Raw genomic sequence first — 24,448 nt, forward strand, 5'->3', positions numbered from 1 at the left:
CGGCAGGCCTTCGCTGCCCGGGACTTCCGGGTCCACCTCCCCGCGCCGGAGGCCGCCCGGAATTACCGGGCCGCGCGGCGCGTGAAGATCATGTGGACAACTCCGGCTGGAGAAGGGGTCGCTTCGATGTCGAAGCGTTGCTCAAGGTCTTCGAGTCCGTCCCAGAGCCGCTCGCCACGTCCCAGCACGATCGGCACGAGGACGATGTGCATGTGGTCGATCAGATCGGCCTCGAGGAACTGTCGGACCGTGCTGACGCCGCCACCGATCCGGACGTCGAGGTCGCCGGCCAAGGCGCGGGCCTGCTTGAGCGCGGAGACGGGGTCGGCGTCGACGAAATGGAAGGTTGTCCCGCCTTCCATCTCGAGTACCGGCCGGGGATGGTGTGTTAGTACAACGACGGGGGTGTGGAAGACAGGGTTATCACCCCACCACCCCTTCCATTCCTCATCCTGCCAGGGACCCCGTTGCGGGCCGAACTTGTTGCGCCCCATGATCTCCGCGCCGATCCCGGGCTTCCACGCGCTGGCGAACGCCTCGTCCACGCCGAACGACCCCTCCGATTCCCCGTGGAAGCCCATCTCACGGAACGTGCGCGTCTCGAAGGCCCACTCCATCAGCCGTGAGCCAGCGTGACCGAAAGGAGCGTCGAGTCGCTGCCCCTCGCCGGTGCCGAAGCCGTCGAGTGAGACCGAGAAGTTATGCACGCGGACTAGGGACATGTCATCTCCTGAGGTGCTTGTCGTTTGCAGTCACCTTATGGTGATCGAACCCAACGACTCAAGAGGTGCCCGTCTTCGCGGCATAGGCGGTGGCTTCGGCCCGCACCTGGCGCAGGTAGGGATCGGACTGGTTGTAGGAGTAGATGGCGTCGGTCCACCCCTGCGCGGTTGAGAGGTCACGGCCGTGGGCGCACAGATAGCTCGCCGCGCTGAGGGCGGCGTCGTCGATATTGAACGGGTCCGCTGTTCCGTCCCCGTTCCCGTCCCGCCCAACCAGCTCCCAGGTTGAGGGAATGAACTGCATGGGTCCGACGGCGTGGTCCCAGCGGGAGTCACCGTCCAGTTCACCGGCGTCGGTGTCAGCGATGGCGGCGAATCCGGATCCGTTGAGGCTCGGGCCCACAATTGGGCCGCTCGCCTCCCCTGCGGAGTTAAGGCTGCCGCCGCCGTAGGTTCCGTGCGCGGATTCGACGAAGCCGACGGCGGCTACGGTGTTCCAGCCGATCCCGCACGCCGGAGCGGCAGCGTTGGCCGTGGTTGCCGCAGCGACGTAGGCCCGCAGAGCGCGGGCAGGGATCCCGGTCTGCGCGGCGGCCCGGAGGAGCCACTGTGCATCCGGGTTCCTGGTTACGTTCACAGCGGTGGTGATGCCGGCGGGGAACGGATCGAGCTTCGCAACCGCCCGCGGCGGCGGAGCAAGGAGCCCACGGGCGTCGACGCCGGGCTGCCGGACTGCCCAGAACGAGAATGCGGCGATGGCGCACACCGCGAGCAGGCTGAAAACCAAAAGGCGTTTTAGACGGAGCACGGACTAATCAAACCATCCAGCTCCGTGATTGCCTTCCTTCACATGGCCGCATTCATGTGGAGCCCGGGCAGCAGCTCCGGGTGGGCCGGGACGAAGAGCGCGAACACGATCAGTGAGACTCCAATGATCCGGCTGAGGGCGGGGCCGTATTTCCACGTCTTCTCTAGGAAGATAACGACCGTGAGCACCGCCATCCATGCCAGGTTCATCACGCCAACAGCAATCAGCACCACCATGAGGCCCCAGCAGCAGCCCACGCAATAGACCCCGTGGTACATGCCGACGCGGACGTCACGCAACCGGCCCCGATACCCGGAGACGTGCAATAGGAATGCTATGGGCGACCGGCAGTGCCTGAGACAGAAATCCTTCAGCGGGGTCAGCTGGTAGGCGCCGGCCGCCGCGAGCACTCCAGCCCCCACCCAGGGTGCGACGTCCGCGGCGTTTTCAGCCAGCAGCGCGGAGAGCTCCGCGGCCCCGTAGGCAACGATTCCGAATCCGATCCACGTCAAGAGATAACCGCCAATCAGGGCAGTTGTCCGGACGGCCCGGACCCCGCGGCTGCGGACGGCACGGATGGACCTGAGGTACGTCGAAGTGAGGGGCGCCAACGCCGGCAACATCATGGCAGCCATCATCAGTGTCCACACGCCCAGGAAACCCCAGAGCCCCAGTCCCATGGTCCCCGGGCCTGCGGACATGTCGGCCAGGCCTGAGACCGTGACGTACCACGCCAGCCCGGCGCCCCCGATCAAGGCCAACTCTGCGGCATGGTGCGTGGCAGCCAGGCCGCTCCTGCCCGGCACTACGCGGACCAGGCGAAGGGGGCGGAGTAGGAGTTCTTGCCGGCGTTATCCCAGGTCATCCCAAACACGTCAACGCGGGCGGTGCTCGACCTACCGACTGCCAGGGTATCGGCCGGGAATCCGACCCCGCTGATTTTGACTCCCAGGCCTGAGGGATCCAAGGGAGACACGAAGTCCTCGACCACCATGTCAACGGCACTGCCAATCCCGACGCGGTGGACACGCCCGTCGTCGGCGTAGGCCATGGTGCGGGACTCCATGCCCGCCATTTCACCGATCAAGGGGGCGAGGCCCGCCATCGGTCCCCCGAGCTGGCCGCCGAAGACTGCGCCGAGCGCTTCGGCCTGCTCGGTCGAGGCGGCGGCATCCATCAGGACTCCGAGTTTCCAGCCGCCCTCACTCATCAGGGCGGGAGTATCGGCTACGACGCAGACGGTCAGGCCGCCGACGTCGACGCCGTTCACTTCGCCCGTTTCGATGTGGAAGGCCAGTGCCACGTTGCAGCGTTCGTTGTCCGCCGGTGCGGTCAGCCCCGAAGTGGTGCAGGGGCAGGCCATATCGCAGTTGCAATTCTCAAAATACGTGCCCTCGACATGCCACGGCATTTGGGGCTCCTTTCGAAGAGGCACCCCCCACAAGAAAGTCTCCTCGCGGCCCGGACCGGTGTCAACGGACCGCTGCGACTCCTGCAGCGGCCCATCCGGGCCCCATTGGAAGGCTGCCGTCGGGGCTGCCGCCATACCTGACCGGCTCGGGATTTCGTCGACCTAGGCGCGCTCCGCCAGCCGTTTGATCGAGCCGATCGCCTCCGACCACATGCCCCGCATGTCGTCGGCCCACTCGTCGGGCACCTCGAGTTCGACGACGAGAGTTGTCACCCCGCCCGTCTCGCTGAACGAGTAGCTCTCGTGCAGCCCGACAGCGGGGCCTTCGTGGCTTTCGACGTCGTTCTGGACATCGCCGACATAGCGGATCGACACGAACTCGTGGGGCCGATTCTCCACGATGGTACCGATGAGACCGCTCGCCGTGCCGTCGTCGTTCGGGCCGACGAAGCGGATCTCGTCGCCCTCGTTCCAGCCGCCCTCGTAGGTCGATCCGTCGTGAAAGGCTCCCGTCCATTCGCGGTAGGTGTCGAGGTCGAGCATGACGTTCCAGACGTGCTGCGCGGGAGCGGCGACCTCGACGCTGAACCGAAGATTCTCCATGCGCGATTGTAGAACCGAAGCGCCCTGGCAGCGCAACCACCTGCAGCGTCGGTCCCCGCGGCCGCGGGGCGCACCGGGCGAAGCACGGTCACCCCGCGATACCAACCACGAAGGACCGTGCTGATCCTGGCTGTCCTACCCTTCACACTCGACGCAGTACGAGTGGCCGTTCTTCTCGCGCGCAAGCTGGGAGCGATGCCGCACCAGGAAACAGGAGTAACAGGTGAACTCGTCCTCAGCCTGGGGGATGACTTCGACGATGAGTTCCTCGGCGACGAACTCCCCGCCGGGGGTGATGGCATCATCCAGAGCGTCTGACTCATCCAACTCCCGGACGACACTGCGGGCATCCTGGGCATTGGCGGACTTCAGCGCTTCCAAGGAGCGGTCCTGGGATTCCTTGACGTCGGAACGTACTTCGTCGTAATCGGTTGCCACTTTGTCTATTCTCTTTTCTCGCGCGCTGGTCTGACGCATGTGCAACGTACACCATGCCCGCGGAATTCCCCGCCTCGAGGTACGCCGACGTCGTTGCCGTTGACTCACGCGGCCGCGGCGGAGTCACGGGGTTGATGCGACTCGGGTGACCCACCACTTTGCCGACCGGGCCCGGGATCAACCGGACTCTGTGTCCGAGTATGAAAACGGCGCCCGGGGTTGCCCCGGAGGTTCCACAGTGAGGTCATTCACGGCGCAGGAGAGCATGTCGCGTTCCCTGGACGGCAGAGTTCCGCTCCCCTCGATATAGGCAAGCACGAGGTCCAGCGCGTCATTGCCTCCGACGCCCAGATAGTGCACCCAGAGCCGGACGGGGTCAATCGCCAGTTCGTGGATAACCTTGGCTGTCAGCTCCTGCTGTGCATGTTCGTGCATGACCGTCCCTCGAAACCCCGGGTTGCTCCTTGTTCAGGAGGGATTCGCAGCCGGGAACGGGATCGGATGGGTCAGGGCACGTCCCTATTGGTGTGCTGTCACTCCCGGGACGGGCGGCCGTTGAGAATCTCGTGGATGTAGCTGTCCAGTGCCCGATCATCGGCTTTGTCATCGCCCAGTTCCAGCAGTCGGTCTGCCACTCCGGCCAGTTTGACGTTTCTGTTGTTGCTGTAAGTCATCAGGAGTTTGAATGCCTCATCGGAACTGATGCGGAGGCGGCCCATGAGGATACCGGCCGCGGTCGCTATGGTCGTTCGGGTTGCCATTGCGCCTTGGACTGCTTCACGCGCGGCCAACGCCGTCTCGGCTTGTATGGTCGAGGTGAGATCCAGCATTACTCCCGATACGGACGCGAGCTTCCCTGCGTCGTCAAGTCGGGCTTCCCCCGCAGTAAGCACACGGTGTTCGCGTAAGCGAGCGTCGATAACTCGGTGGTAGATGGCCACGTGCCCGCCGTGGGCGAAGAGTTCGGCGTTCACCGCCTGGATCCGAGGCAGATCGTCCGGGTGTTTGTGAGCCAAGGTCAAGGCAAGTGTCGGCGCCACTTCCCCGCGGCGGTAGCCGTGGATGGTGTACATCTCGTCCGACCACGTCATGTTGCCGGTCGGCCCGTCCAGGACAAACGTCCCCGCCAGGATAGTTGCCGGTCCCGGGACGCTGGCATACGCTGGCCCCAAATCTTCCACCATCAGACCCCCGTACTGCAGTGCAAGCAGCCCTCATGACCTCATGAGATAGTACCGCGGCCAGCGGGTGCGCACTATTGCCGGTGGTAGAACAAGCGGTGACGCAAACGGCTTGCGCCGTCGAGGTGAGAAGCCTCAGCGGGACGGACTGAGCGGTGACGACATGTAGTCGACCCGGACCGGACTCGGCCGATTTCCCTCGAATCTTCAGCATGAGTCGCCGTTGGCCGCTCATTCCTTCAACGGATCTCCGCAAGCTCCAGGCGTCGCTTACCGCATGTGTGCACCTGGCCGACTCGTCGGCAGGGCAGAACTGCTCGACCTGGTAGGCCGCAGACTCCAACGAAACCGGGCCCGGCCAGCGAAGAACATGCCCCGCCAAGGTCTAGAGAGCACCCCCCGCGAGGTAGGCAGTAGACCGCACTGCGATCCGAAGGGCACCAAGGGACCAACGCGGCGGGTTATTGACATGCCGTAGTCCGCTAAATAGCCTGTTGTGGAGCGCCCCGATGAATCCCCCAATATCATCGGGGCGCTCTTGTGTCCTGACCCATGCGCAGGCTTACCGGCGCAGGCTCGTAGACGCCTTTTCGCTAAACCGTGACAAAGGACCGAACGGGCCGCGCCCTGGCGAGTCTCAGCCGGCCCGCCCCCAATGCGCGCTATCGCTGCAGGCCGGATACTGCTAGGCGAGGCCCGTTCGGAGTTCTTGGGGCTAAGTCATAGCTACCGCGCCCGCCTTGTCGAAGGCCGCAACTCCGGTCCCGTACTGGCCGCAGAGTTCACCATGGCGACTGCGTCACGATGCAAACGCTCGGTTTCGCGCATCGAAATAGGTTGCCCGTTATAGCAGAGCTCGCACAAGAAAGGAAGAAGTGGTTTCGGGGCAAAGGCCTAGTCCTTGAACGATTCCTTACGGCCTCTGCCTGACCATGTCCAGATTAACCATATATCAGATGATTTGGGAAGCCCCTGGGTCGGGCTTCTGCTCGGGTATTGAAACCCGACCCCTCTAATCGTCGAAGTGGGTAGTGACTCGCTGTTCGCCCGAAATAGAGTCGATGACCTGTGCCGCCAAGTCCTTGAGCTTGATATTGCGCGAATTCGAGGCCCGGACCAAGATTTTGAAAGCCCCTGCCTTCGTGCGGCGGTTTTGCGCCATGATCGTGCCGATGGATGTCGATCGTTGTCCTTGAACGCATCGCGGCTGTGAGGTCCTCTTTGGACTCCCGCAGTTGCCCCACGACCAGGGCAAGCCGCAGGGACCGTGAGGCTAGCGCAACGAAGGCATGGACTGTCAACGTCGCCAGCGCTGAATCCCACGCGCCGGCTTGCGTAAAGGTTCAGACCTCAAGAACAGCTTATTCCGGATATTGGCGTCAGCCGCATAATCTGCCCGAAGCGAAGCTAACACCCAACTCTGGCTGAACGAACGCAGCCGCCCGTCTTCGGACAATCCTCCAAGGCTGAAGAGGGCCGCAGGAATACCACGCAGGGTCGAACTCTTTAACACGTTTACCGGTACTCGCCCAGCCGCGCGGGCTGAATAGCCGGGGGGAATTGCATGACTTCAACGCTATTCCCTAGGGCGAAATCTGATGTCATCGCCGAATTTGATTCCGCCTGCTGGTCTGTATTTCGGGCAGATTTTCGTCTACGTTCAAAACCAGTCGAAGTTGATACATCTGTTCTGCGCAGGTTCGCGCGCCCGGTGCCGCACCCTTGCTGCTTGGGATCTGCTGCTAGAGAGCGCACCTATGGACGGGAGTCGGCCTTGGTGCTAAATCTGATGATTGCTGCTGGAAGTCCCCTTGCGTTTGAGCGGTCTCTCTCATTCCCGGCATGACTGCAATGCCGGGAGGGACAATCCATCATCAATCGGGAGCCAGGCGAGGATTGGCCTGGCTCTATCGCGGCCAGCACTTTCTGGCGGCCCGAACGTTCAGGAGGACCACAATGGTTGACCGGATTGCCGAAATTTGGGGCGCGAGGACGCCCTACCCCAGGGACGGGCTCTGGCCTGTCAGGGTGGACCAGGCGCTGGGCGAGGGTGTCACCGAGGACGACGTCGACCGCTGGGTCCAGTCCGCCTGCGTGCTCTGCAGCAACGGCTGCGCGTGCGACATCGCCGTGAAGGACGGTGCCATGGTCGGTATCCGCGGCCGCGCTGGAGACCTGGTCAACCACGGCCGGCTGGGGCCGAAGGGCTTGTTCGCCAGCTGGCAGGGCGTCTCCCACCGCGACCGCCTAAAGAGACCCTTGATCCGCGAAAACGGCCGGCTGGTCGAATGCGATTGGGACACGGCGATGAACCGCATCACCGAGCGGAGCCAGCAGCTGCTGCAGGAACGCGGACCGCTCAGCCACGGTTTCTATACCAGTGGCCAGCTGTTCCTTGAGGAGTATTACGCCCTGGCCATGATCGGGAAGGCCGGTATCGGAACCCCGCATATGGACGGCAACACCCGGCTGTGCACCGCGACCGCGGCGGCGGCCTTGAAGGAGTCCTTCGGAGCCGACGGACAGCCCGGGACCTACACCGACATCGACAGCTGCGACGCGATCTTCCTTTACGGACACAACATGGCCGAGACGCAGACCGTCCTGTGGTCACGCGTGCTGGACCGCATCGCCGGACCGGACCGGCCCAAGGTCGTCTGCGTTGATCCGCGCGAAACGGAGGTCGCCCGCCACGCGGACGTCCACCTCGCCGTCCGGCCCGGCACCAACCTCGCCCTCATGAACGCCCTTGTCCACGAGATCCTTGCGCACGGCTGGCTCGATAAGTGGTTCGTAAACGAGCACACAGTCGGGCTGGAGGAACTGAAGGCCACCGTCGAACCTTGGACGGCAGAAGCGGCGGCAGCCGTATGTGACGTGAGCGCCGCGGACATCAGGGAGGCCGCCCGCATCTTCGGCACCTCGGCCCGCGTGCTTTCCACCGTCCTGCAGGGCTTCTACCAGTCCGCGCAAGCCACCGCCGCCTCCTGCCAGGTCAACAACCTCCACCTGCTCCGCGGGCTGCTGGGGCGGCCCGGCTGCGGGATCCTGCAGATGAACGGCCAGCCCACCGCGCAGAACAACCGCGAGTGCGGCGCCGACGGGGACCTCCCCGGCTTCCGGAACTGGGAAAACCCCGAGCACATCCGGGAACTGGCCGAGCTCTGGGACGTGGACCCCTTGGTCATCCCGCACTGGGCACCACCGACGCATGCGATGCAGATCTTCCGCTACGCCGAGCAGGGCTCAATCGAGTTCCTCTGGATTTCGGCAACCAACCCGGCGGTCTCCATGCCCGACCTGCCCCGGATCCGCGGCATCCTGGCCAAACCCGAGCTGTTCGTGGTGGTGCAGGACCTGTACCTGACCGAAACGGCGCAGGCCGCCGACGTCGTCCTGCCCGCCGCGGCTTGGGGCGAAAAGACGGGGACCTTCACGAACGTCAACCGCATCGTCCACCTCTCGGACAAGGCCGTCGAACCGCCCGGTGAAGCGCGCAGCGACCTGGACATCTTCCTGGACTACTCCCGCCGGATGGGGTTCACCACCCTGCAGCGCGAACCGCTGCTTCCGTGGGCCGGCCCGGAGGACGGCTTCGAGGCGTGGAAGGAATGCTCCCGTGGCCGGCCCTGCGACTACACCGGCATCAGCTACGACCGGCTTCGCGGCGGCAGCGGCATCCCTTGGCCGTGCAATGACGAGAACCCGGACGGCCGGGAGCGGCTCTACGCGGACGGCGTCTTCCCCACGGACCCGGACTACTGCGAAAGCTACGGGCATGACCTCTTGACCGGCGCCACCGTGGGCGCCGAGTCGTTCCGCGCCAGCGTCCCGCGCGGCCGGGCCATCCTGAAAACCGCCGACTACTCCCCTCCGCACGAGGAACCGGACGGGCAGTACCCGCTGCGCTACACCACGGGCCGCACCGCCTACCACTTCCACACCCGGACCAAGACCGGACGGTCCCGTCCGCTTACCCAAGCCGCCCCCAGCGCCTGGGTGGAACTGGGCCCGGACGACGCCGAGTGGCTGGGGATCCGGGAAGGCGATCTCGTCCGGGTGACGTCGCGGCGTGGCCGGATCGAAGTCCCGGCCCGGGTCAGCGACATCCGACGAGGCACCGTCTTCGCACCGTTCCACTACGGATACTGGGACGGGGACGGCTCCCCCGGGGAACACCCCACAGCCGCAAACGAACTCACCCTCACCGAGTGGGATCCGGTCTCGAAGCAGCCGGTCTTCAAGAACGCAGCCGTGAAGGTGGAAAAGATCGGTGACGGTACCGGCCCAGCACCGGCGCCGACCACGACGGCGTCCCGTCCCGCCTCGGCGTCGGGACAGCGGGCGCCCCGGCCCACGGCCGGCGGCACGGACGCCGAAGCCACGGAGCTGCTCGGCGCCGCGACACCGCCACGTTTCCCGGAGGCGATCAACCCGGGCGCTGGCGTCCGCAGCGGAAAGGACGAACAACCATGAACCTGAACATCTACCTGGGCCTGCTTCGCCAGGCCGAAGCTACGCTGGCCGAGTCCTTCCGCCAGGTGGCGGAGGGCCATGGTGCGGAACCGGACGTCCATTTCCTCTGCCATACCTTGGCCCAGCAGTGCGAGGAGCACAGCCGCCTGCTGCTCCCTGCGGTGCAGCGGTACGGCGAGGTCCTACACGAGGACGAACCGGAGCGCCTCCATGCCGAGGGGCTTTCCACAACACGCAAGGGACCGGTGGGCCTGCTCCGCGACCTTCAGGACCTTTACCTGCTGGCCAGCCTCGTCGATGTCACCTGGACCATGGTGAAACAAGCGGGCTCGGCCCTCCGCGACCGCGAGCTCCTCGACGTCGTTGCCCGGTGCGACAGCGAGACTTCCGTGCAGCTGCGCTGGCTGCAGACCCGCATGAAACAGGCGGCACCGCAGGCCCTGGTGGTGGCGCGCTAGTCGTTCCGAAGCGAGCGAAAGGTGAAATGGAGCCCATGAGACCGCCACTGCTGAAGCTGCTTGCATCCCGCCGGAGCACATGGGGACGGCCATCGACGCCGCGGTGGTTTTCTCTCATCGTTCTGGCTTTGACCGGAGCAGTCGGAGCAGGTCTTCACCTTCCCTGGCTGTTTCCCGGCCTCGGACCGAGGGTAATGCTGTTCTTCGAATCACCCGGGCGGCCCGCCGCCCGGCCCGACTGGGCGTCAAGGACAATGTCCCGGTCGTGGAAACGGGGACTGTGACACCGTAGATTCCGATGCCCGCGGCAGCCGGGGCTGCGTCTTTCGGCACCCCCGTGTGCGTCACCGGCATCCGGGCCAGGTACGGCATTGGACATCCTGCCCCGAGCTTTCAGTTTCACGACGGCGTACCGCGGGATCCGAAAATTGCTGACCTTAGATCGGTGATGGGACAAATCCGCTATGCCGAGTCCCGATTACCGGGGTCATCGGATTCGGTTCGCCAGGGTTGTATCCCCTGCAGGATCCCCTATGCTGTGGACAGAGACGAGGATCACAATGATCGATCGACGTGTGGCAGAGGAAATCCTCCACAAGGCCGCGCAGGCGGTGTCGGAGACGTCGTTTGGTGAGTTCAATGCCCGTTACCTAGCGGTGAATCTGGAGCTGACCCCCGTCCTCGAACTCGCAGCGTTAACTCAGGATCAGGAAGTCCGCCGTCTCAATGGCAGGGCCTCGGTTCTTCCGTGCGCTGGGCCGAGTTGGCGATGTGCGTTGGTGCAGACCCCGGCCCAGTACACGGACCACGGCGACAACTATGACAGAACGGCCGAAGGCCTGACGATCAATCGAAGCACTCTGCGGCACCGCTTGAATTCCATCCGGCAGATCACCTGTTTCGACCTTACCGACCCCCTAGACCCGGCTGACCCTGCACGCGTGCACGCCGAGAGTGACGTCCTTTTTCTGGACGCTGAACCATTGGAGGCCGGGCGTGCCGGAACATTCGGACGACATTAACCCCAACAGTGCCCGTACGCTGGGCGTGCTCGCCGAACCGGAGGTCACTGCTGAGTTTGCCGAGCGCAACGGCCGCGAAGTGCGCCATCTGCTCAATCTTGCCGATGAGCGCCACGAGTGGTCGGTGGTGATCGAGTACCGGGACTTTACGGCCGGCGATGGGTTGGCGCCGATGCTGGGCTCTTTGGCGAAGTACCGGGCCCTCAGCGCATGGGATGTCATGGTCTGCCTCACCGATCTTCCGATTCGTTTCGAGGGCCGGACCGTAGTCGCGGAAGTTGCGCTTGGAGAGCCGATTTCGCTGGTTTCCTTGCCCGCGCTCGGCGCCTTCAACATCGACCGCCGGGTCCGCACCGCTGTCGCCGATCTGGGCTGGGCGATGCACCGCCACTTCGATCCCGAGGACGCCCCCGTAGAATTTGGGCCGCCTTCGCTGCACCAATCCAGGCATATTGAAACTGCTGTTCCTGACGAGGGGCCGATTGGGTTCCGCTATGTCTCGGCAACCCGGCTCGGCCGCGGACGGTTGCTGGCGGGCATGCTGCGGGCGAACCGACCTTGGCGCTTGGTCTTCGGACTGAGAAGCGCCATGGCCGCCGCGATCGCGACAGGGGCCTTTGCGCTTGTCACAAATACGATCTGGCAACTCGCAGACCTGCTGGGCGCACCGAGGCTGACGTTGTTGATGGCCCTTTCGGTCAGTTCCATGGTGTTCTGGATAATCACCCAACACGATCTTTGGGAAAGCCCCCGGCGCGACGGAGCCCTCGAGCGGTACAAGGCTTCTTTGTACAACACTTCTACAGTGTGGTCGTTGATGATCGGCGTCGTGATCAGCTACGTCCTGCTGTTCGTCGCCGTGCTGCTGGCCGCGGCCTTCACTATCGACGACTCCCTGTTGGCTCAGACCCTGCAGCATCCGGTGACTTTTTGGGACTTCATGGAAGTCGCCTGGATGACGACATCGGCGGCGCTCATCGGTGGGGCGTTGGGCTCAGGCTTCGAGTCAAAGGACGACATTCTTCGGGCCGCGTACGGCCAACGCGAACGTCATCGCCGCCAGGCGGTCGACGAAGACAAATAGTGCGGCCCCTCAAGGCGGATTTCCGGCATTGCCGGATCTAGGACCGGATACACGCTGATGTGGCCCAGCGATCCGGAGTCTCCTACCAAACGGCTCTCGGGTCTTGAATAACGTTGCGGAGGTCAGCGCTGCAACGCGCGTGCGGGTACGCAAATCAGCAAGGACTTGGGTACCGCCGCAACTGGGCGGCCACCGCGGTAGAATTTACCGGCGATCGACCACCCGTACAATACGAGCATTCTTGCTGTAGCAGCGACGTGGCACATTGAATCTCTGTTCGGCTGGAAGGTTCCAAGCCCATGGAAAACATATCTCGCGGCAACGTCGTTGCCGGCGGTCCGGACGCGTCACCGCACGGCCAGATCAGACGCTACAGTGTTCCCCCCGGGCTGAAGCCCGAGGAAAAATTCGAACATTGGCGGAGCTGGTACGGCAGCGCCATTGATGCTCCTGTTCGGCTGGAAAAAACCGAAAGGCTCGTGCGTCCAGGTTTCAATCCAACCGCCATGAGCCTCGATTGCCCCGGGTTCAGCCTTGTTGACGTCACGAATGAACCCGCTAGTTGCTATTGGAACGGGGAGACACGGCCGAGCGACTGGCTCGTGTATTTCAGGACTTCGTGCGACAAGTTCAGCTTCTCGGGACGCTCCGAGGCCGTCTCTCCCGGTACGGTCAGGTTCTTTGAACTTTCCTTGCCGGGCAACTTCCATGCGCCGGCTGGCTTAAGCGCGGTGCGGGTCCATTTCGATCGAGGCCTGCTGGGCGTGGACGACAGGTCAGTAAAACGGCTGCAGGGACTGGGCGATATCAGGGCAAACCCCCTGATACGTGGGCTGATTCTTCCAGCCCTGTCCGGCTGGCAGCGGACAGCCATAGCGCAGGAGATGCAGCGTCTCCAACCGGTCGTGCGGTCGATGATGACGGCTCTGGTCAGCTCCTTGCTCGAAACCACGGCCGATCCCGGCGATCTAAGACTGGCCCGCATCGCAACGATCAAGAAGTTCATGCGCAAGAACTTCAGAAACCGTGCCCTCACCGTTGACGAGGTCGTGGCCTACTCATTTCTTTCACGCCGGGCCCTTTACTATCTCTTCGAAAACGAAACGCTCCAGGTCAGCGGACACATCCGGGCCCTGAGGACCTTGGAAGCCCTCGAGCTCCTCGCCGAAGAAACCGCCTGGAAACGCTCTCTGACGGACATCGCGGGCGCCAGCGGGTTCGCAAGCCTGCAAGCCATGAGGCGGGCCGTCAGGGAACTTACAGGGGTCTCGCTCAGCGACTTGCAGGAGAACCCGGAACTCCTGCGCACTCGAGCCGCCGAACTAAAGAAACTGACCGGACTGTGAACCGGTTGGACCGGATCTCGAAGGCATACCGTCCGTGCCAGCCCTTCGTCGTAGTCGGTTGACCGGTAGGTGGTCCCTTTCTGCCGGGCTTATCTACCGGGACGCAACCACGGGCCGGGGCCGGGCCGTCCCGCGGCGCAAACGGCAGGTCGCAGAGCCAGCGCTTAGTCGGAGGTGACAGCTGTGGTCATGGACTTCGGGGACAAAGGGGCCGAACTGTGCCCCGCCGAGGAGGGGACGAAGCGGGCTCGCTCCTTCTTTTCTTCCCTGTAAGTCTTGATGATGCCGTGGCCTTCTCCGTGGCCGAGCCGCGAAATGACGATCGGGCCTGAGGGCAGGGCGACCCGGATGGTTTCCCCGGCGCTTCTCTTACCCAGCGAAAGTGCTTCGATGGACCCGTGCGGAGCATCGAGGAGTGTTCGGCAACCGAGGCCGGACGCTTCGATGACGAGGAGGCGCCTGGTCGTGAGGACGACGTATCCGGCAGCCTCATTCAGGTTCCCCCTCCCGATAGCCCGGACGGTTTCGTCTCGCGCCAGCACACGGACCACGGCGCGAAACTCAGCCCGCCCGCCCAGGGAGAGACCCGCCCGCAACACGGCGTCCTCAAGCCCGTGGTAGTCCATGACCCCCTCGGGCAGCGTTTCCTCCATACTGGCCAAATGCTCATGGTTCAGCGGCCCCTGACGTGGTGTCCAGACCACGTCTGCACCACGCGCGGACGGTCGTACGGTAGCAGTAAACCGCACGGCTCGACGTCGCTTGCGGAGGGAAAACGGTACCTCGATATTGATACTGTCCTCATCGCAGGGCTTAGCCCTAAAACCTGATTCGACTGCGGCGCCGCGGATGTGGTCCCGGGCGGCGTCCACACCTATGAGCATCGTCCAAAGGACGGTTTTGGGACCTGATGTCATCTGAATACTTTCCGCATAGACGTGGCGTGGGTGCTCCTGGCCCGGCAAAGCGCGCAAACCCGCGCCAGTCAGAAGCATTGGCCGGAGGCCGACCGGCTCCGAAGCAGTCACCGTTCAAGTGTCATTTCATTCGGCATCTTCATTCGGTGACGACCGGTTCCGCTGCCTCCAATGGGACCAGTCCGCCGACAAAACAGATGGCCGACCCAAGAGGTAGCCCTGCCCGGCGTTCACTCCCATCTCGGTAACGGCCGCCAGTTCTGCATGGGTTTCGATTCCCTCGGCGACCAGGCATGCCTCGATTTGGAACGAGAAACTGACCATCGCCGCGCACAGGGCCCTCTGCTTCGGGTCGTTGTCGATTCCCGCAACGATTGTCCGGTCGAGTTTGATGAGCTCTGGGTCGAGCTTGAGTATGTGGCGCATCGACGAGAACCCGGCGCCGACGTCGTCGATGGCAATGCGTAAGCCAGCGCTTCTCAGCGGAGCCAATGCTGCCGCGAGGCGTGCATAATCAGCGACGGCTGAGTGCTCGGTCAGCTCTACGACGATACGCTCGGGCTTCACACCTGATTTCCCCACAATGTCACTTAGCCTCGGGTCAAGGCATGCCGATGGGGAGAGATTGACGGCGATATAGAGGTGGTCAGGAAGATCCGCAGCGGCGAGCAAGGCTGTTTCCAAAGCGAGGAATTCGAGTTCGGCGCCCCGCCCGATTGAATCGGCGTCGGCAAACCATTGATCCGGGGACCTTACAGGAGAGCTGACGAAGCGAGTGAGCGCTTCGGCGCCGATAATCTCGCCGGTTCCCAGATGACAGATCGGCTGAAACGCTGTGATCAGTGTCCGAGTGGCGATCAGGCGATCGAGGCGCGCCGCGATCGCCTGATTTGCCGGGCGCTGCACCGCGCAGTCTGCCGGCGGCCGCGCGATTCCCTCAAATCCTGCTCCCCAGCCTTCCACGTCCGACCGACGCCATCCGACGACCTCGATGCTCCGTCGCCGCCCATCCCGGTGACGGGCGGAAAGCAAAAGCCCTAGTCGGCCGGCACTTGGGTCTGGTTCCTGTGCGGACTTGAGGTCGGAAAGGTCGATGATGAGACTGCACGGGCGTCCCACAAGGTCGGAGGGCTCGTAGCCGAGCAGCTCCCGGCTTGCCACGCTGGAGAAGGTGAACCGGCCATCTGCTCCTACCGCCCAGAGCCAAACCTTGGTAGCGCCCAGGACCGCGTCCATCAGTCTGGCGGTCGTCGACGCCTCGATCTGATCGCGGCGCTGTTGCCGGACAAGGCTCCAGGCCGCATGAAGGAGAACCGGAAGGAGCAGTATCGAGGCGAAGACGGAAAATTCGGCGGGGACCCCGCGACCGTTCCAAGGCTGAAGACCAACCAGGAGAGGCAGCAGTATCGACAGCGCGGATAGCACCCACAGTGACAGAACGGCCAGCAACCATCGACCGCATGCTGATGTTCGAGTTTGGCCGGTGACCGTGGGGGCTGGGGACATGCGAGCCTTCTTGCTCATTTCGGATATTGGATCATTTGGGTTCAGCATCGGCGATATCCCTCCAGGTATACGGTGACGCGGGAGGGTATGTTGCCGCCACGGTCCCGTTCTAGGCGAGGTCGCATTCCTGAGTGGTTCCATAGGGAACGTCCTGGCTCAGGTTTACTGTGAACGAGTTCGGTCCATGGCGGGTCACGAGAATTCCGTGATTACCTTCCATCAGCGCCCGGGCCCGGGCCAGTTCCTCGGCGGCATCGAGGCGTTCGGCTAACAAGTGGGGCTCGTCTGCTGTGACGTAGTAAGTCATTCCGGTGGCGGCGGTGGTCATAGGTCGTTCCTGTTCTGATAGCACTCAAAGGCAGTTCGCTCCCGCGGTCGGCATCCCTGAGCGGAGCCACTCGTGCGGCTCTGCAACCTCGCCGGAAGCTGCGTGCCTGCCTTCAAAAAATCCTACGATCGGTGGCCGTGCAAAAACCGGGGTGTTGTTCCAAAGCGTGCATTCTTTGATCCCGGACCAATCAATTCGTGCAGGAGCCGCTCAGTGCTGGGCGAAGGATGGGCTGTTTCGTGAGGTGAAAACGGAATTACGCTGACTAAATAAGCTGCCACGGAGCTCTCGGACCGCGTTCCCGAGCTGAGCGGCGGCTCCTCCGCCACGCCGTCGTGCTCTGGGTATGAACGTGCAGGGGCGAGGGCCCCGGACAGGCAGGCCGAACGCTGTCGCGCAAGAGACGCCGCCCGCACGGGTTTCGCCACCGCCGCGCGATGACCTTTCCAAGCTGGGGTCGACGGCTCGGTGACAACCGTCCGGCTCATTGTGACGGGCCGTTGGCCTGGACCGAGGTCGCCCCGGAAGGGTTCGCCCGCGCACGCCGATACCATCACGCCGACGGAGGGTGCGCCGTAACACCTCTCCGGCAATTTCCCCCTTGACTTCTCTACTGACCGTCGTCAGTCTTTCGACAACAGGACGGGCGTCCGTCCGCTCCTGGCTCAGTGAAGGATGCTAATGTTCCGTGCCACGTCGCTGATGCGTTCCGCAACCTCCGGAAGCCGGGTTACGCGGCTTGAGCTATTCTTCGATCTGGTCTTTGTGTTCGCGCTGTCGCAGCTTTCCCATCACTTGCTGGAGCATCCTTCATGGGTGGCGGCCGGTGAGACGTTTGTGCTTCTTCTCGCGGTCTATAAGGTGTGGGTGTACACGACCTGGGCGGCCACGTTGCTGGACACTTCGCGGTTTGAGGTGCAGTGGATGCTACTGATCGTCATGCTGATCACACTATTCATGAACGCCTCAATCGGCTCAGCGTTTGGCGCCTTCGGCTGGCTTTTTGCCGCGAGCTATCTACTGGTCCAGCTGGGCCGGGGTGCATGGTTACTGACTGTGGGACTTGACCGCACCACCCACAACCATTTCGTGCGCACGCTGATCTGGGGGTGTATGAGCGCTCCGTTTTGGATTGCCGGCGTCTTTTTCGGTCCGGGGCCCCGTCTGATGTTCTGGGGTGTCGCTGCCGCGATCGATCTGGGCGGCCATATGCTGGCTCACCGGTTGCCTGGACAGAAGACCGAAGGAAGCCGGGTCCCGCTCCCGGGAGAAAGGATCTTTGAGCGGTTCGGGTTGTTCTACCTGATCGCGCTTGGCGAGACGATCCTCTCAACCGGTCTGGCGATTGCCGGCAACCTGGCGGACCCTTTGATATTTGTAACCGGAACAGTAAGTTTGGCCGGAAGCGTCGCGATCTGGTGGTGCTACTTCTATAGCCTCGAACAGGAAATTCTGAAAAAGCTTGCTTCTGTTGATGATCAGTTCCGACCCGGCATCTTGGCAGGCAACACTTTGGTCGTGCTACTGGCGGGCTTGATCTTGGTGGCGGTGGGTGATCAGCTCGCCATCAGCGATCCGGCCGCCCGCCCCGATCTTGCCACCGTTCTGTTCCTCTTTGGCGGCCCGGCTCTCTTCCTTGCCGCCCGTGGCTTTTTTATCCGGCGGGTACTGGGCCACCGCCAACCGTCTGATCTCGCCGGCATCGGAGCCTTGGCGGTGCTGGCAAATCTGAGCTTCCTCCTCCCGGCCTTCGTTGCCGCCATAGGCGCCGCGCTCCCGCTCATAGGCGTGGCAGTTGCAGATGCCGTGAACCGCCGCCGCCGAACGGAACGAGGGCCCCGCTAAGGCGGAGGGCCGGATCCGCCAACAGAGCAAGAACGACGCAGTGACGTTCATCTTGTGAACTTCAGAACGCGGGCTACGGGAGAGATGCTACGAAGCACGCCACAAATTCTTGGAGTCTTGTCCACCTCCCACGCCCGCAAGGCCTCTGACCTGCGGAAACACTGCGCTCACAGCAGAGACCACACGAAGCAGGGAGAGGCTGCGGACGGAGTGTCCGAGGACCGACTCGGATGCCACGATGATGCGGAGGGCCGCTGAACATCTGGCCTAGGACGGTTCTGTGGAAGGTGCCGCCGGTCACCGCCTTACTCGAAGCGGACGGCGTTCCATTCCAGAATGCGCGGGTCCACCAGTCCTTCGACCGTGAACGGGTCTTCGGCGATGAAGCGCTCGGCATCCTCGCGGGACGTGAAGATACCCATCGAACCCGCTGCGGGATCCGCCGTCTGGAAGGGGCCCGGGGCTACAAGCCCGCCGCCTGCCTCGCGGAAGGCCTTGTAGTAGGCCTTGTGGCGGGGAAACGTTTTGAGGATGCGTGACCGGTCAGCGCCCTCGCGCAGCGTGTAGAGCACGACAAAGTCCATGCGCCGATCCCACCGATGGCAGCGGTCGCGGTGTGCCGCTTCATACACAGGAGAGTCTTGCGGCCATAACTCAGTACACTGATCCGACAATAGACGAATGTACGGCTCAAAGATTGGCGAAGAGATGACGGACAAGCTGCGGCTGACCCCGGACGACGCGTTCCCGGAAGATCTGGAAGTGATGACCGACAACGACCTGCAGGTACTGGACAGCCAGGTCCAGCGCCAGCTCGACCATGAGGTCGTCGTTGCGGGTGAATCGGATCGCGAAACGGAATTCCGCCACTACGAACTGGATCACGAGTTCACGCAGCGCGACGACACCCGCTGAGGCGCTTCCGCGTCGGTTTTCCAGGACGCCGGCTCCCCCGTTTCATCCGGTACTCCGGCGCCCCGTCTGCGGGCCTTGAATTTCCGCCGCTCCCCCGGATTCCTCCGCAATCCGGCCGTCCGGCGCCAGCACGACCCGTCCGAAACCCAGGGTGTGCACATTGTGGACACCCTCCTTCTGCTGGAATTCGGTGAACATCATGGCCGCGGCTGCCTCCTCTGCAAACGTCCCATCGAGAAGAAATCAGCAACCCGCATAACCGACCAGCTGCCCGGCCGGCCTCCAGGAAGTGGGCACGGGCCACCGACGTCGCAGCCAAGCCCGCCGCCGCCTCCAGGACCACAAGCCAGCGTCCTCGGAGGATGACCACCCGTCAGCAGATGTAACCAACCTGCTGGCTGGGAACAGCTAGCAGCTCTGTAGTACTAGGACTCCTTGCGGTGCCCGCCGAAGATCATCGAGGCCAGCGCCATGACCCCAGTGACGGTGAATACTGCCGGCCACGCGCCGATCTTCTTCGCCAGGGGGTGGGACGCGCCAAAGGCCGTAATATATGCGCCCGTGAGGCCGGCAGCCCGGGCCGCGCCAGCGTCGTTTTTCCAAACCGTGAAGGCGGCCAAGCCGCAGGCTGCCAAAATGGCGCCGCCTGCCTGTCTGTTGCCTGTATCGCGGGCGACCTTGTAGCCGAGCAGGAGACCGGTCTTGGCCAAGCCGGTCGAAATGATGCGAGACATTCGAGTTCTCCTCCGGCGGAACGGATAAGCGTTAAACCTAAGCATAGGTCCGGCGCTGGAAATCGTAGTCGGGGCGACCGCTGCTGCCAGCTGACGGCAGTCGCCTCGATGAGGGGCGCCAGGTCACGTGCCGCAGCGGTCGATACAGTTCCCATGATCTCGGAACCACCAAACACGGACTCCGGGGGTAACAATGGCGCCTAGCTTGAATGCACCAGTGGACGCGATGAGGCCTACTGGTACTCAGCGACAGCGGTAACCATCATCACGCCCGCTGCCGCTGCCGCCGCGAGGGCGGCCAAGGTGGTCGCCCAGGTCAGCGCGGAGCGTTCCTTGTAGTGAATGATGCTGACCAGTCCCAGGGCTGTTGCCGCGGCTGCGGGTCCTATGCATGCCTGGCCAAGGGCGTGCCGCACCCAGGTGGCGGATGGGTAATCCATCATGGGCAGGAGTGTGATCCATGCGATGAGGGTTGCCACCACGGTTATGGCTGCGAAAAGCAGGCTCCAGCGCCCGGAGGCCGATCGTGGTGTGATTGCCAGGGACACGTCTTCCGCCTAGGGGTGGGGTGTAAAGAGACTGATGAAAAAGGCGAGATCAAAGAAAGCCAGCTGCGCCGGACCGGCGACCAATGCGATGGCCGACAGCACCGAGCGCTCCCGGTAACTAACAATTGCCGCCAAGGCCAGGACTGGTCCGGCCATCGCCGCCGGTGTCAGGACGGCCCACGGGCTGAACCCGAGAACCAGTGCGACCGCTAGGAAGGCCGCGGCCCACCACCCCACGGGCGTTGTCGGCAGGAAACGAACGGCTGCTCCGTCAGCCCCGAACGCCGCGAGAGTGCCCAGCACGGCCGCAACGATGAGCGCAATGGTGCCGGCGGAGATCAACACGTCAGGGGTTACAGGCACCTGCATGCCCACTGAGATGCCTGCCGAGACAGCAGCCATGATCGCCGCCGCAAGGATGAGGAAGGCCAGAGCCCAGTAGCCAAGCCGCGTGCGGATGACGCGATGCTTTCGCGCCTGGGCTGCGACCGCTGCGACGACACTGAGAACAAAACAGCCGACGACGACAGTAGCCCAGATATCCTGCCCCGCTGGTGGAGGCCCAGACGGTAGCAAAGCCACGGTCAGGGCTGTAATGAAGAGCACCACGGCCGTTCGGGTCAGCCAGGCGACCGGCAGAACGCGACGGTGGGTGACTGTGGATTGGATCGGAGTTGCCATCTGACGCTCCACATCGGTCTGGAATTCCGCCTGTGACAGGTGAACTGTGGGGATGGAAATAACTGCACAAGGCACATTCGGAGGCTATTGGACCTAGGTCACTGGACGGCCGCCATGCCACTCCTTCTGAAAGACACGGCGCTCCTATGAGAGGGTCGCCTAGTCGATACGCCGAGGCTAGGGCTCAAAGTCCTGTCAGCAGGCGCACAGGGGACGCGGCTGCGACGTTCTTCAGCGCCCAAGGATGGGACGCTTCTCGAGTCGACTCGGTGTGGGAAGTCATTGCGCTGCACACTTCGCCTCAGATCGCAGAACGACGGGGTCCGTTACCTCAGTCTTGGTGTTCGGACCGACTTCGGTGACGACACAATGCTGCCTTCTGCGGAGGACCCAGCGATCCGCGGCTCGGGCCAGGTATCCCGCCTCGTGATCGAGCAGTGCTTGGGGATGCGGTTGCCCAGCAGGCATTGCGCAACCCAAGTAGGGCGCCGGCAGCTTCCAGGCCCGGGACGCTGCTGCAAGCTCACCGGAGAGCTCCTCGCCTCCAAGGCATCAACCCCGCTTTCTGACCGCTGATCGGACCAGCCGGTCATTCCTGCAACGGGCCGCCTCCAGCGAAACGTCCCGCCGCTCCACGCCGGCGAGCATAGCCACTTTCCGGACCAGGCGGCGGCAGGGGTGAACTTCATCATGCAGGTTCCGCGCACAGTTCATCAAGATGCTTCCGGTGCACGTGCCGCTGCGCGCGGGATGGCTCGTCATGGGCACTGAGGGGAGTTATCGGCTTCAGCGTCGGGGCGACCACGGCGGAACTCGTCTGTTGCGTACTTAGGGGTCAGGTTTGATGATTATTGGAAGCCATCCAGACAAGCGCCCGTGGGCGCCCCCTTTTGCGCGGCGCAGCCCTACATTTCAGAAACTGCGGTGAAAAGTGAGTAATCCAAGCCAGGCCATTGGATTCTTGATCCACGACAACGTCACGATGGTGGACATTGCCGGGCCAGCGGATGTGTTCCACCACGCAAATGCCTTCGGGGCCCGTTACGAGACCGTTTTGGTTTCCGCCGACGGCAACGCCAAGCGCGCTTCCAACGGGCACTATCTAACCGCCGAGGCCGCAGCCGGACAAACAGGCCCTTTGGATACAGTCATCGTTCCGGGTGCTTACGGGATGGTGACGAAACCTTTCGAGCAGGTGCTGGTGAACGCTGTTTCCGATCTAACGGCTGATGCCAACAGGATCGCATCCGTCTGTACCGGTGCTTTTCTGCTGGCGCAGAGGGGCTTGCTGAACTACCGCAACGCAACCACCCACTGGACCCAGATCGAAAGGTTCAGCAGGTCATATCCGCTGGTACATGTCGTCCCTGATGCGTTGTTTGTGCAAGACGGTTCGATCATCACTTCCGCGGGTGTCAGTTCCGGGGTCGACCTGGCCCTATTCAAAGTTGAAGACGACTACGGCCCCGACGTTGCCCGCGCCGTCGTCCGTCAAATGGTTATTTCTAATCAACGGCCGGGAGGCCAGTCCCAGCGCCCGGTCGCGGTCCGCGTGAGCGCACCCCGCGACCACGCCCTCCGCAAACTCCTGGACAGCATCACGGCCGATGCCGCCGCAAACTACTCGATTGATGCCATGGCCGCCATGACGAATCTCAGCGCCAGTAGCCTCACCCGGCGATTTCAGGAGGCAACCAACACCACTCCTAGTCGGTACGTTGAAATGGTACGTATCGAGGCCGCTCAGGCAATGCTCCAGAGAGGAGCCACTGTCTCGGCGGCTGCGGCCGCCAGCGGATTCGGAAGTGCCGAAACGATGAGGCGCGTCTTCACGCAGAAGATCGGAATGAGTCCATCGCTGTATCTGGAAAGTCTCCTGTCACAGCCCTGATACTTCCCAGCCTCACCGCCTGCTCAGTCGCAGGCTGACGCCATCTGGGGGCTGGTTGACAGGATTCGCGGGTCCGCCGACGCGCTCCCTCGGCAATGCTGGATGCATCCGGTGAAATCCGGAGCATCCATAAAAGAGGAGACGGTCATGCCCTTCGTAAACGTCAAGCTCGTCGACGGCGTCTTCACGGAAGACGAAAAGCACCGGATGGCGGCTGCGCTAACTGACGTCATGGTCAAGTTTGAAGGATCCGAAGCTTTCCGCGAGGTGGTCTGGGTCCTCATAGAGGAACTGCACACCGACGGCTGGCACATCGGCGGTCTGCCCTTCAGGGGACCGGCCAGCCTGATGGATGGACTCGCCCGTTCCAAGAGCGTTTATGAGTCTATTGACGGCCACCCGGTTACCCGGCCGGAACTGGCAGAGAAAGCACCGGTTCAAGAAAAGTAACCCCAATTTGGTACGTCATCCATGACGCCCCAATCCCCGTTCGGTGCACAGCGCGACTCCGGGCCCATTGAAGGGGACAGCGGAATTGACCCAATCCTTCCGAACCCGGACTGTGCGCAGGAAACTCCCGTACGAACAACAAATACAGGAAGGCAATCACCTCACTCCGACCGGAGCGGCGATGACGCTGCGAGAACGTTAGTTCTCAGCCTCGAGACAAGGATCAGAAACATGGGCTACATCAAAGTCGGCACCGAGAACAGCACGGACATCGAGCTCTACTACGAGGACCACGGGACGGGCCAGCCAGTTGTCCTTATCCACGGCTACCCGTTGGATGGTGGCTCCTGGGAAAAGCAAACCGCGGCCCTCTTGAATGGCGGCTACCGCGTCATCACATACGACCGCCGGGGGTTCGGCAAATCCAGCAAACCGACTACAGGCTACGATTACGACACCTTCGCAGCCGACCTGAAGGCCGTCCTCGAAACCTTGGACCTTCAGGAGGCCGTCCTGGTCGGTTTCTCGATGGGCACAGGCGAAGTCGGACGGTATATCGGCACCTACGGTCAGGCCCGCGTGGCCAAGGCAGCGTTCCTTGCCTCTCTCGAACCGTTCCTTCTGCAGACCGAAGACAACCCTGGCGGCGTTCCGTCGTCGGTGTTCGACGGCATCCGCAACGCCGCCAGTGACGATCGCTACGCATGGTTCGCCGACTTCTACGACAACTTCTTCAATACCGACAAATTCCTTGGAAACCGGCTCAGCGAGGAAGCGCTGCGCAACGCCTGGAACGTCGCCGCCGGCTCGTCCTGGTACGCGTCCTTCGCCGTCGTCGACTCGTGGCTGACGGACTTCCGCTCAGACGTCGAGAAGATCACCGTCCCGACCCTAATCGTGCACGGAACGCAGGACCGCATCCTGCCGATCGACTCGACGGGCCGTGAGTTCACCAAACGCCTGCCGGCCGCCGAATACGTGGAACTCGTAGATGCACCGCACGGCATGCTCTGGACGCACGCCACCAGTATCAACGAAATCCTGCTCCGCTTCCTGGCCAAGTAACCGCCCGGGCTGGCCTCGG

At 63.1% G+C, this 24,448-nt stretch carries 27 protein-coding genes; 10 read left to right on the plus strand and 17 right to left on the minus strand.

All coding sequences use genetic code 11. The features are described from left to right. Window positions 1-62: 62 nt before the first annotated feature. The 9 genes from AC1DB8_RS07615 to AC1DB8_RS07655 form a co-directional block, all read right to left on the minus strand. Window positions 63-722, minus strand: a complete 660-nt coding sequence (locus tag AC1DB8_RS07615) for a dihydrofolate reductase family protein (RefSeq protein ID WP_441418584.1) — start codon at window positions 720-722, stop codon at window positions 63-65. Window positions 723-780: 58 nt separating this feature from the next. Further along, window positions 781-1,530: a lytic transglycosylase domain-containing protein gene (locus AC1DB8_RS07620; protein ID WP_476892639.1), complete on the minus strand. Its 750-nt coding sequence runs from the start codon at window positions 1,528-1,530 to the stop codon at window positions 781-783. 38 nt (window positions 1,531-1,568) lie between these two features. Next, on the minus strand, window positions 1,569-2,291 hold the full coding sequence (locus AC1DB8_RS07625; protein WP_476892640.1) for a DUF2182 domain-containing protein: 723 nt from the start codon (window positions 2,289-2,291) through the stop codon (window positions 1,569-1,571). A 44-nt stretch (window positions 2,292-2,335) separates the two neighbouring features. Next, entirely contained in the window at window positions 2,336-2,941 is a 606-nt protein-coding gene (locus AC1DB8_RS07630) for a DUF1326 domain-containing protein (protein ID WP_476892641.1), read from the minus strand. Between the two features lie 162 nt (window positions 2,942-3,103). Next, window positions 3,104-3,544, minus strand: a complete 441-nt coding sequence (locus AC1DB8_RS07635) for an SRPBCC family protein (RefSeq protein WP_476892642.1) — start codon at window positions 3,542-3,544, stop codon at window positions 3,104-3,106. A 135-nt stretch (window positions 3,545-3,679) separates the two neighbouring features. Beyond that, window positions 3,680-3,982 carry a DUF4193 domain-containing protein gene (locus tag AC1DB8_RS07640; RefSeq protein WP_441418579.1) on the minus strand — a complete coding sequence of 101 codons (303 nt, stop codon included), beginning with the start codon at window positions 3,980-3,982 and terminating at the stop codon, window positions 3,680-3,682. A 177-nt stretch (window positions 3,983-4,159) separates the two neighbouring features. Next, the gene (locus AC1DB8_RS07645) at window positions 4,160-4,417 is read right to left on the minus strand and encodes a hypothetical protein (RefSeq protein WP_441418578.1); all 258 of its coding nucleotides are present in this window, start codon (window positions 4,415-4,417) and stop codon (window positions 4,160-4,162) included. A 98-nt stretch (window positions 4,418-4,515) separates the two neighbouring features. Then, on the minus strand, window positions 4,516-5,166 hold the full coding sequence (locus AC1DB8_RS07650) for a PAS and ANTAR domain-containing protein (RefSeq protein ID WP_476892643.1): 651 nt from the start codon (window positions 5,164-5,166) through the stop codon (window positions 4,516-4,518). Window positions 5,167-6,175: 1,009 nt separating this feature from the next. Further along, a complete protein-coding gene (locus AC1DB8_RS07655) occupies window positions 6,176-6,325 on the minus strand; it encodes an ANTAR domain-containing protein (RefSeq protein WP_441418758.1) in 150 nt (49 codons plus the stop codon). A gap of 794 nt (window positions 6,326-7,119) precedes the next feature. Here AC1DB8_RS07655 and AC1DB8_RS07660 point away from each other — a divergent pair. From AC1DB8_RS07660 to AC1DB8_RS07680, 5 genes are all read left to right on the plus strand, one after another. Next, on the plus strand, window positions 7,120-9,639 hold the full coding sequence (locus tag AC1DB8_RS07660) for a molybdopterin oxidoreductase family protein (RefSeq protein ID WP_476892644.1): 2,520 nt from the start codon (window positions 7,120-7,122) through the stop codon (window positions 9,637-9,639). After that, a complete protein-coding gene (locus AC1DB8_RS07665) occupies window positions 9,636-10,097 on the plus strand; it encodes a hypothetical protein (RefSeq protein ID WP_476892645.1) in 462 nt (153 codons plus the stop codon). The genes AC1DB8_RS07660 and AC1DB8_RS07665 overlap by 4 nt, the downstream gene beginning before the upstream one ends. Window positions 10,098-10,657: 560 nt before the next feature. Next, window positions 10,658-11,119 carry a helix-turn-helix domain-containing protein gene (locus AC1DB8_RS07670; RefSeq protein ID WP_476892646.1) on the plus strand — a complete coding sequence of 154 codons (462 nt, stop codon included), beginning with the start codon at window positions 10,658-10,660 and terminating at the stop codon, window positions 11,117-11,119. After that, entirely contained in the window at window positions 11,094-12,203 is a 1,110-nt protein-coding gene (locus tag AC1DB8_RS07675; RefSeq protein ID WP_476892647.1) for a hypothetical protein, read from the plus strand. Before AC1DB8_RS07670 ends, AC1DB8_RS07675 begins: the two co-directional genes overlap by 26 nt. Window positions 12,204-12,502: 299 nt before the next feature. Next, window positions 12,503-13,549 (plus strand): helix-turn-helix domain-containing protein, encoded by a 1,047-nt coding sequence (locus AC1DB8_RS07680; protein ID WP_476892648.1) that lies wholly within the window; start codon window positions 12,503-12,505, stop codon window positions 13,547-13,549. A gap of 164 nt (window positions 13,550-13,713) precedes the next feature. Here AC1DB8_RS07680 and AC1DB8_RS07685 read toward each other — a convergent pair whose 3' ends face one another. The 3 genes from AC1DB8_RS07685 to AC1DB8_RS07695 form a co-directional block, all read right to left on the minus strand. After that, window positions 13,714-14,202 carry a hypothetical protein gene (locus AC1DB8_RS07685; protein WP_476892649.1) on the minus strand — a complete coding sequence of 163 codons (489 nt, stop codon included), beginning with the start codon at window positions 14,200-14,202 and terminating at the stop codon, window positions 13,714-13,716. A gap of 390 nt (window positions 14,203-14,592) precedes the next feature. After that, on the minus strand, window positions 14,593-15,990 hold the full coding sequence (locus AC1DB8_RS07690) for a sensor domain-containing phosphodiesterase (RefSeq protein ID WP_476892650.1): 1,398 nt from the start codon (window positions 15,988-15,990) through the stop codon (window positions 14,593-14,595). A gap of 91 nt (window positions 15,991-16,081) precedes the next feature. Continuing rightward, on the minus strand, window positions 16,082-16,300 hold the full coding sequence (locus tag AC1DB8_RS07695) for a hypothetical protein (RefSeq protein WP_441418770.1): 219 nt from the start codon (window positions 16,298-16,300) through the stop codon (window positions 16,082-16,084). A 681-nt stretch (window positions 16,301-16,981) separates the two neighbouring features. Here AC1DB8_RS07695 and AC1DB8_RS07700 point away from each other — a divergent pair. Next, window positions 16,982-18,145, plus strand: a complete 1,164-nt coding sequence (locus AC1DB8_RS07700; RefSeq protein ID WP_441418771.1) for a low temperature requirement protein A — start codon at window positions 16,982-16,984, stop codon at window positions 18,143-18,145. 305 nt (window positions 18,146-18,450) lie between these two features. On the opposite strand, the gene AC1DB8_RS07705 is transcribed toward AC1DB8_RS07700, so the two are convergent. Then, the gene (locus AC1DB8_RS07705) at window positions 18,451-18,729 is read right to left on the minus strand and encodes a YciI family protein (protein ID WP_441418772.1); all 279 of its coding nucleotides are present in this window, start codon (window positions 18,727-18,729) and stop codon (window positions 18,451-18,453) included. A 97-nt stretch (window positions 18,730-18,826) separates the two neighbouring features. Here AC1DB8_RS07705 and AC1DB8_RS07710 point away from each other — a divergent pair, with 97 nt between their 5' ends. Then, complete coding sequence (locus AC1DB8_RS07710) at window positions 18,827-19,060, plus strand: hypothetical protein (protein WP_441418773.1); 234 nt, start codon at window positions 18,827-18,829, stop codon at window positions 19,058-19,060. Window positions 19,061-19,102: 42 nt separating this feature from the next. Here AC1DB8_RS07710 and AC1DB8_RS07715 read toward each other — a convergent pair whose 3' ends face one another. The 4 genes from AC1DB8_RS07715 to AC1DB8_RS07730 form a co-directional block, all read right to left on the minus strand. Beyond that, on the minus strand, window positions 19,103-19,261 hold the full coding sequence (locus AC1DB8_RS07715) for a hypothetical protein (protein WP_476892651.1): 159 nt from the start codon (window positions 19,259-19,261) through the stop codon (window positions 19,103-19,105). A gap of 224 nt (window positions 19,262-19,485) precedes the next feature. Continuing rightward, window positions 19,486-19,794 (minus strand): hypothetical protein, encoded by a 309-nt coding sequence (locus tag AC1DB8_RS07720; RefSeq protein WP_476892652.1) that lies wholly within the window; start codon window positions 19,792-19,794, stop codon window positions 19,486-19,488. Window positions 19,795-20,027: 233 nt separating this feature from the next. Further along, window positions 20,028-20,237 carry a hypothetical protein gene (locus AC1DB8_RS07725; protein ID WP_476892653.1) on the minus strand — a complete coding sequence of 70 codons (210 nt, stop codon included), beginning with the start codon at window positions 20,235-20,237 and terminating at the stop codon, window positions 20,028-20,030. 114 nt (window positions 20,238-20,351) lie between these two features. Then, entirely contained in the window at window positions 20,352-21,023 is a 672-nt protein-coding gene (locus AC1DB8_RS07730; protein ID WP_476892654.1) for a hypothetical protein, read from the minus strand. A 931-nt stretch (window positions 21,024-21,954) separates the two neighbouring features. Between AC1DB8_RS07730 and AC1DB8_RS07735 the strand changes: the two genes are divergently transcribed. From AC1DB8_RS07735 to AC1DB8_RS07745, 3 genes are all read left to right on the plus strand, one after another. Then, window positions 21,955-22,914 carry a GlxA family transcriptional regulator gene (locus tag AC1DB8_RS07735; protein ID WP_476892655.1) on the plus strand — a complete coding sequence of 320 codons (960 nt, stop codon included), beginning with the start codon at window positions 21,955-21,957 and terminating at the stop codon, window positions 22,912-22,914. 147 nt (window positions 22,915-23,061) lie between these two features. Next, a complete protein-coding gene (locus AC1DB8_RS07740; RefSeq protein ID WP_476892656.1) occupies window positions 23,062-23,364 on the plus strand; it encodes a tautomerase family protein in 303 nt (100 codons plus the stop codon). A gap of 231 nt (window positions 23,365-23,595) precedes the next feature. Further along, complete coding sequence (locus AC1DB8_RS07745) at window positions 23,596-24,429, plus strand: alpha/beta fold hydrolase (protein WP_476892657.1); 834 nt, start codon at window positions 23,596-23,598, stop codon at window positions 24,427-24,429. Window positions 24,430-24,448 lie beyond the last annotated feature (19 nt).

Source organism: Arthrobacter sp. 10N410 (genome assembly GCF_056394945.1).

Bases quoted from the DNA above. Each gene is read 5' to 3' on its own strand.
- AC1DB8_RS07615 (WP_441418584.1), bottom strand. From the start codon at position 722: ATGTCCCTAGTCCGCGTGCATAACTTCTCGGTCTCACTCGACGGCTTC.
- AC1DB8_RS07630 (WP_476892641.1), bottom strand. From the start codon at position 2,941: ATGCCGTGGCATGTCGAGGGCACGTATTTTGAGAATTGCAACTGCGAT.
- AC1DB8_RS07635 (WP_476892642.1), bottom strand. From the start codon at position 3,544: ATGGAGAATCTTCGGTTCAGCGTCGAGGTCGCCGCTCCCGCGCAGCAC.
- AC1DB8_RS07645 (WP_441418578.1), bottom strand. From the start codon at position 4,417: ATGCACGAACATGCACAGCAGGAGCTGACAGCCAAGGTTATCCACGAA.
- AC1DB8_RS07650 (WP_476892643.1), bottom strand. From the start codon at position 5,166: ATGGTGGAAGATTTGGGGCCAGCGTATGCCAGCGTCCCGGGACCGGCA.
- AC1DB8_RS07655 (WP_441418758.1), bottom strand. From the start codon at position 6,325: ATGGCGCAAAACCGCCGCACGAAGGCAGGGGCTTTCAAAATCTTGGTC.
- AC1DB8_RS07660 (WP_476892644.1), top strand. From the start codon at position 7,120: ATGGTTGACCGGATTGCCGAAATTTGGGGCGCGAGGACGCCCTACCCC.
- AC1DB8_RS07665 (WP_476892645.1), top strand. From the start codon at position 9,636: ATGAACCTGAACATCTACCTGGGCCTGCTTCGCCAGGCCGAAGCTACG.
- AC1DB8_RS07670 (WP_476892646.1), top strand. From the start codon at position 10,658: ATGATCGATCGACGTGTGGCAGAGGAAATCCTCCACAAGGCCGCGCAG.
- AC1DB8_RS07680 (WP_476892648.1), top strand. From the start codon at position 12,503: ATGGAAAACATATCTCGCGGCAACGTCGTTGCCGGCGGTCCGGACGCG.
- AC1DB8_RS07685 (WP_476892649.1), bottom strand. From the start codon at position 14,202: ATGGAGGAAACGCTGCCCGAGGGGGTCATGGACTACCACGGGCTTGAG.
- AC1DB8_RS07690 (WP_476892650.1), bottom strand. From the start codon at position 15,990: ATGAGCAAGAAGGCTCGCATGTCCCCAGCCCCCACGGTCACCGGCCAA.
- AC1DB8_RS07695 (WP_441418770.1), bottom strand. From the start codon at position 16,300: ATGACCACCGCCGCCACCGGAATGACTTACTACGTCACAGCAGACGAG.
- AC1DB8_RS07700 (WP_441418771.1), top strand. From the start codon at position 16,982: ATGTTCCGTGCCACGTCGCTGATGCGTTCCGCAACCTCCGGAAGCCGG.
- AC1DB8_RS07705 (WP_441418772.1), bottom strand. From the start codon at position 18,729: ATGGACTTTGTCGTGCTCTACACGCTGCGCGAGGGCGCTGACCGGTCA.
- AC1DB8_RS07710 (WP_441418773.1), top strand. From the start codon at position 18,827: ATGTACGGCTCAAAGATTGGCGAAGAGATGACGGACAAGCTGCGGCTG.
- AC1DB8_RS07715 (WP_476892651.1), bottom strand. From the start codon at position 19,261: ATGATGTTCACCGAATTCCAGCAGAAGGAGGGTGTCCACAATGTGCAC.
- AC1DB8_RS07720 (WP_476892652.1), bottom strand. From the start codon at position 19,794: ATGTCTCGCATCATTTCGACCGGCTTGGCCAAGACCGGTCTCCTGCTC.
- AC1DB8_RS07725 (WP_476892653.1), bottom strand. From the start codon at position 20,237: ATGATGGATTACCCATCCGCCACCTGGGTGCGGCACGCCCTTGGCCAG.
- AC1DB8_RS07730 (WP_476892654.1), bottom strand. From the start codon at position 21,023: ATGGCAACTCCGATCCAATCCACAGTCACCCACCGTCGCGTTCTGCCG.
- AC1DB8_RS07740 (WP_476892656.1), top strand. From the start codon at position 23,062: ATGCCCTTCGTAAACGTCAAGCTCGTCGACGGCGTCTTCACGGAAGAC.
- AC1DB8_RS07745 (WP_476892657.1), top strand. From the start codon at position 23,596: ATGGGCTACATCAAAGTCGGCACCGAGAACAGCACGGACATCGAGCTC.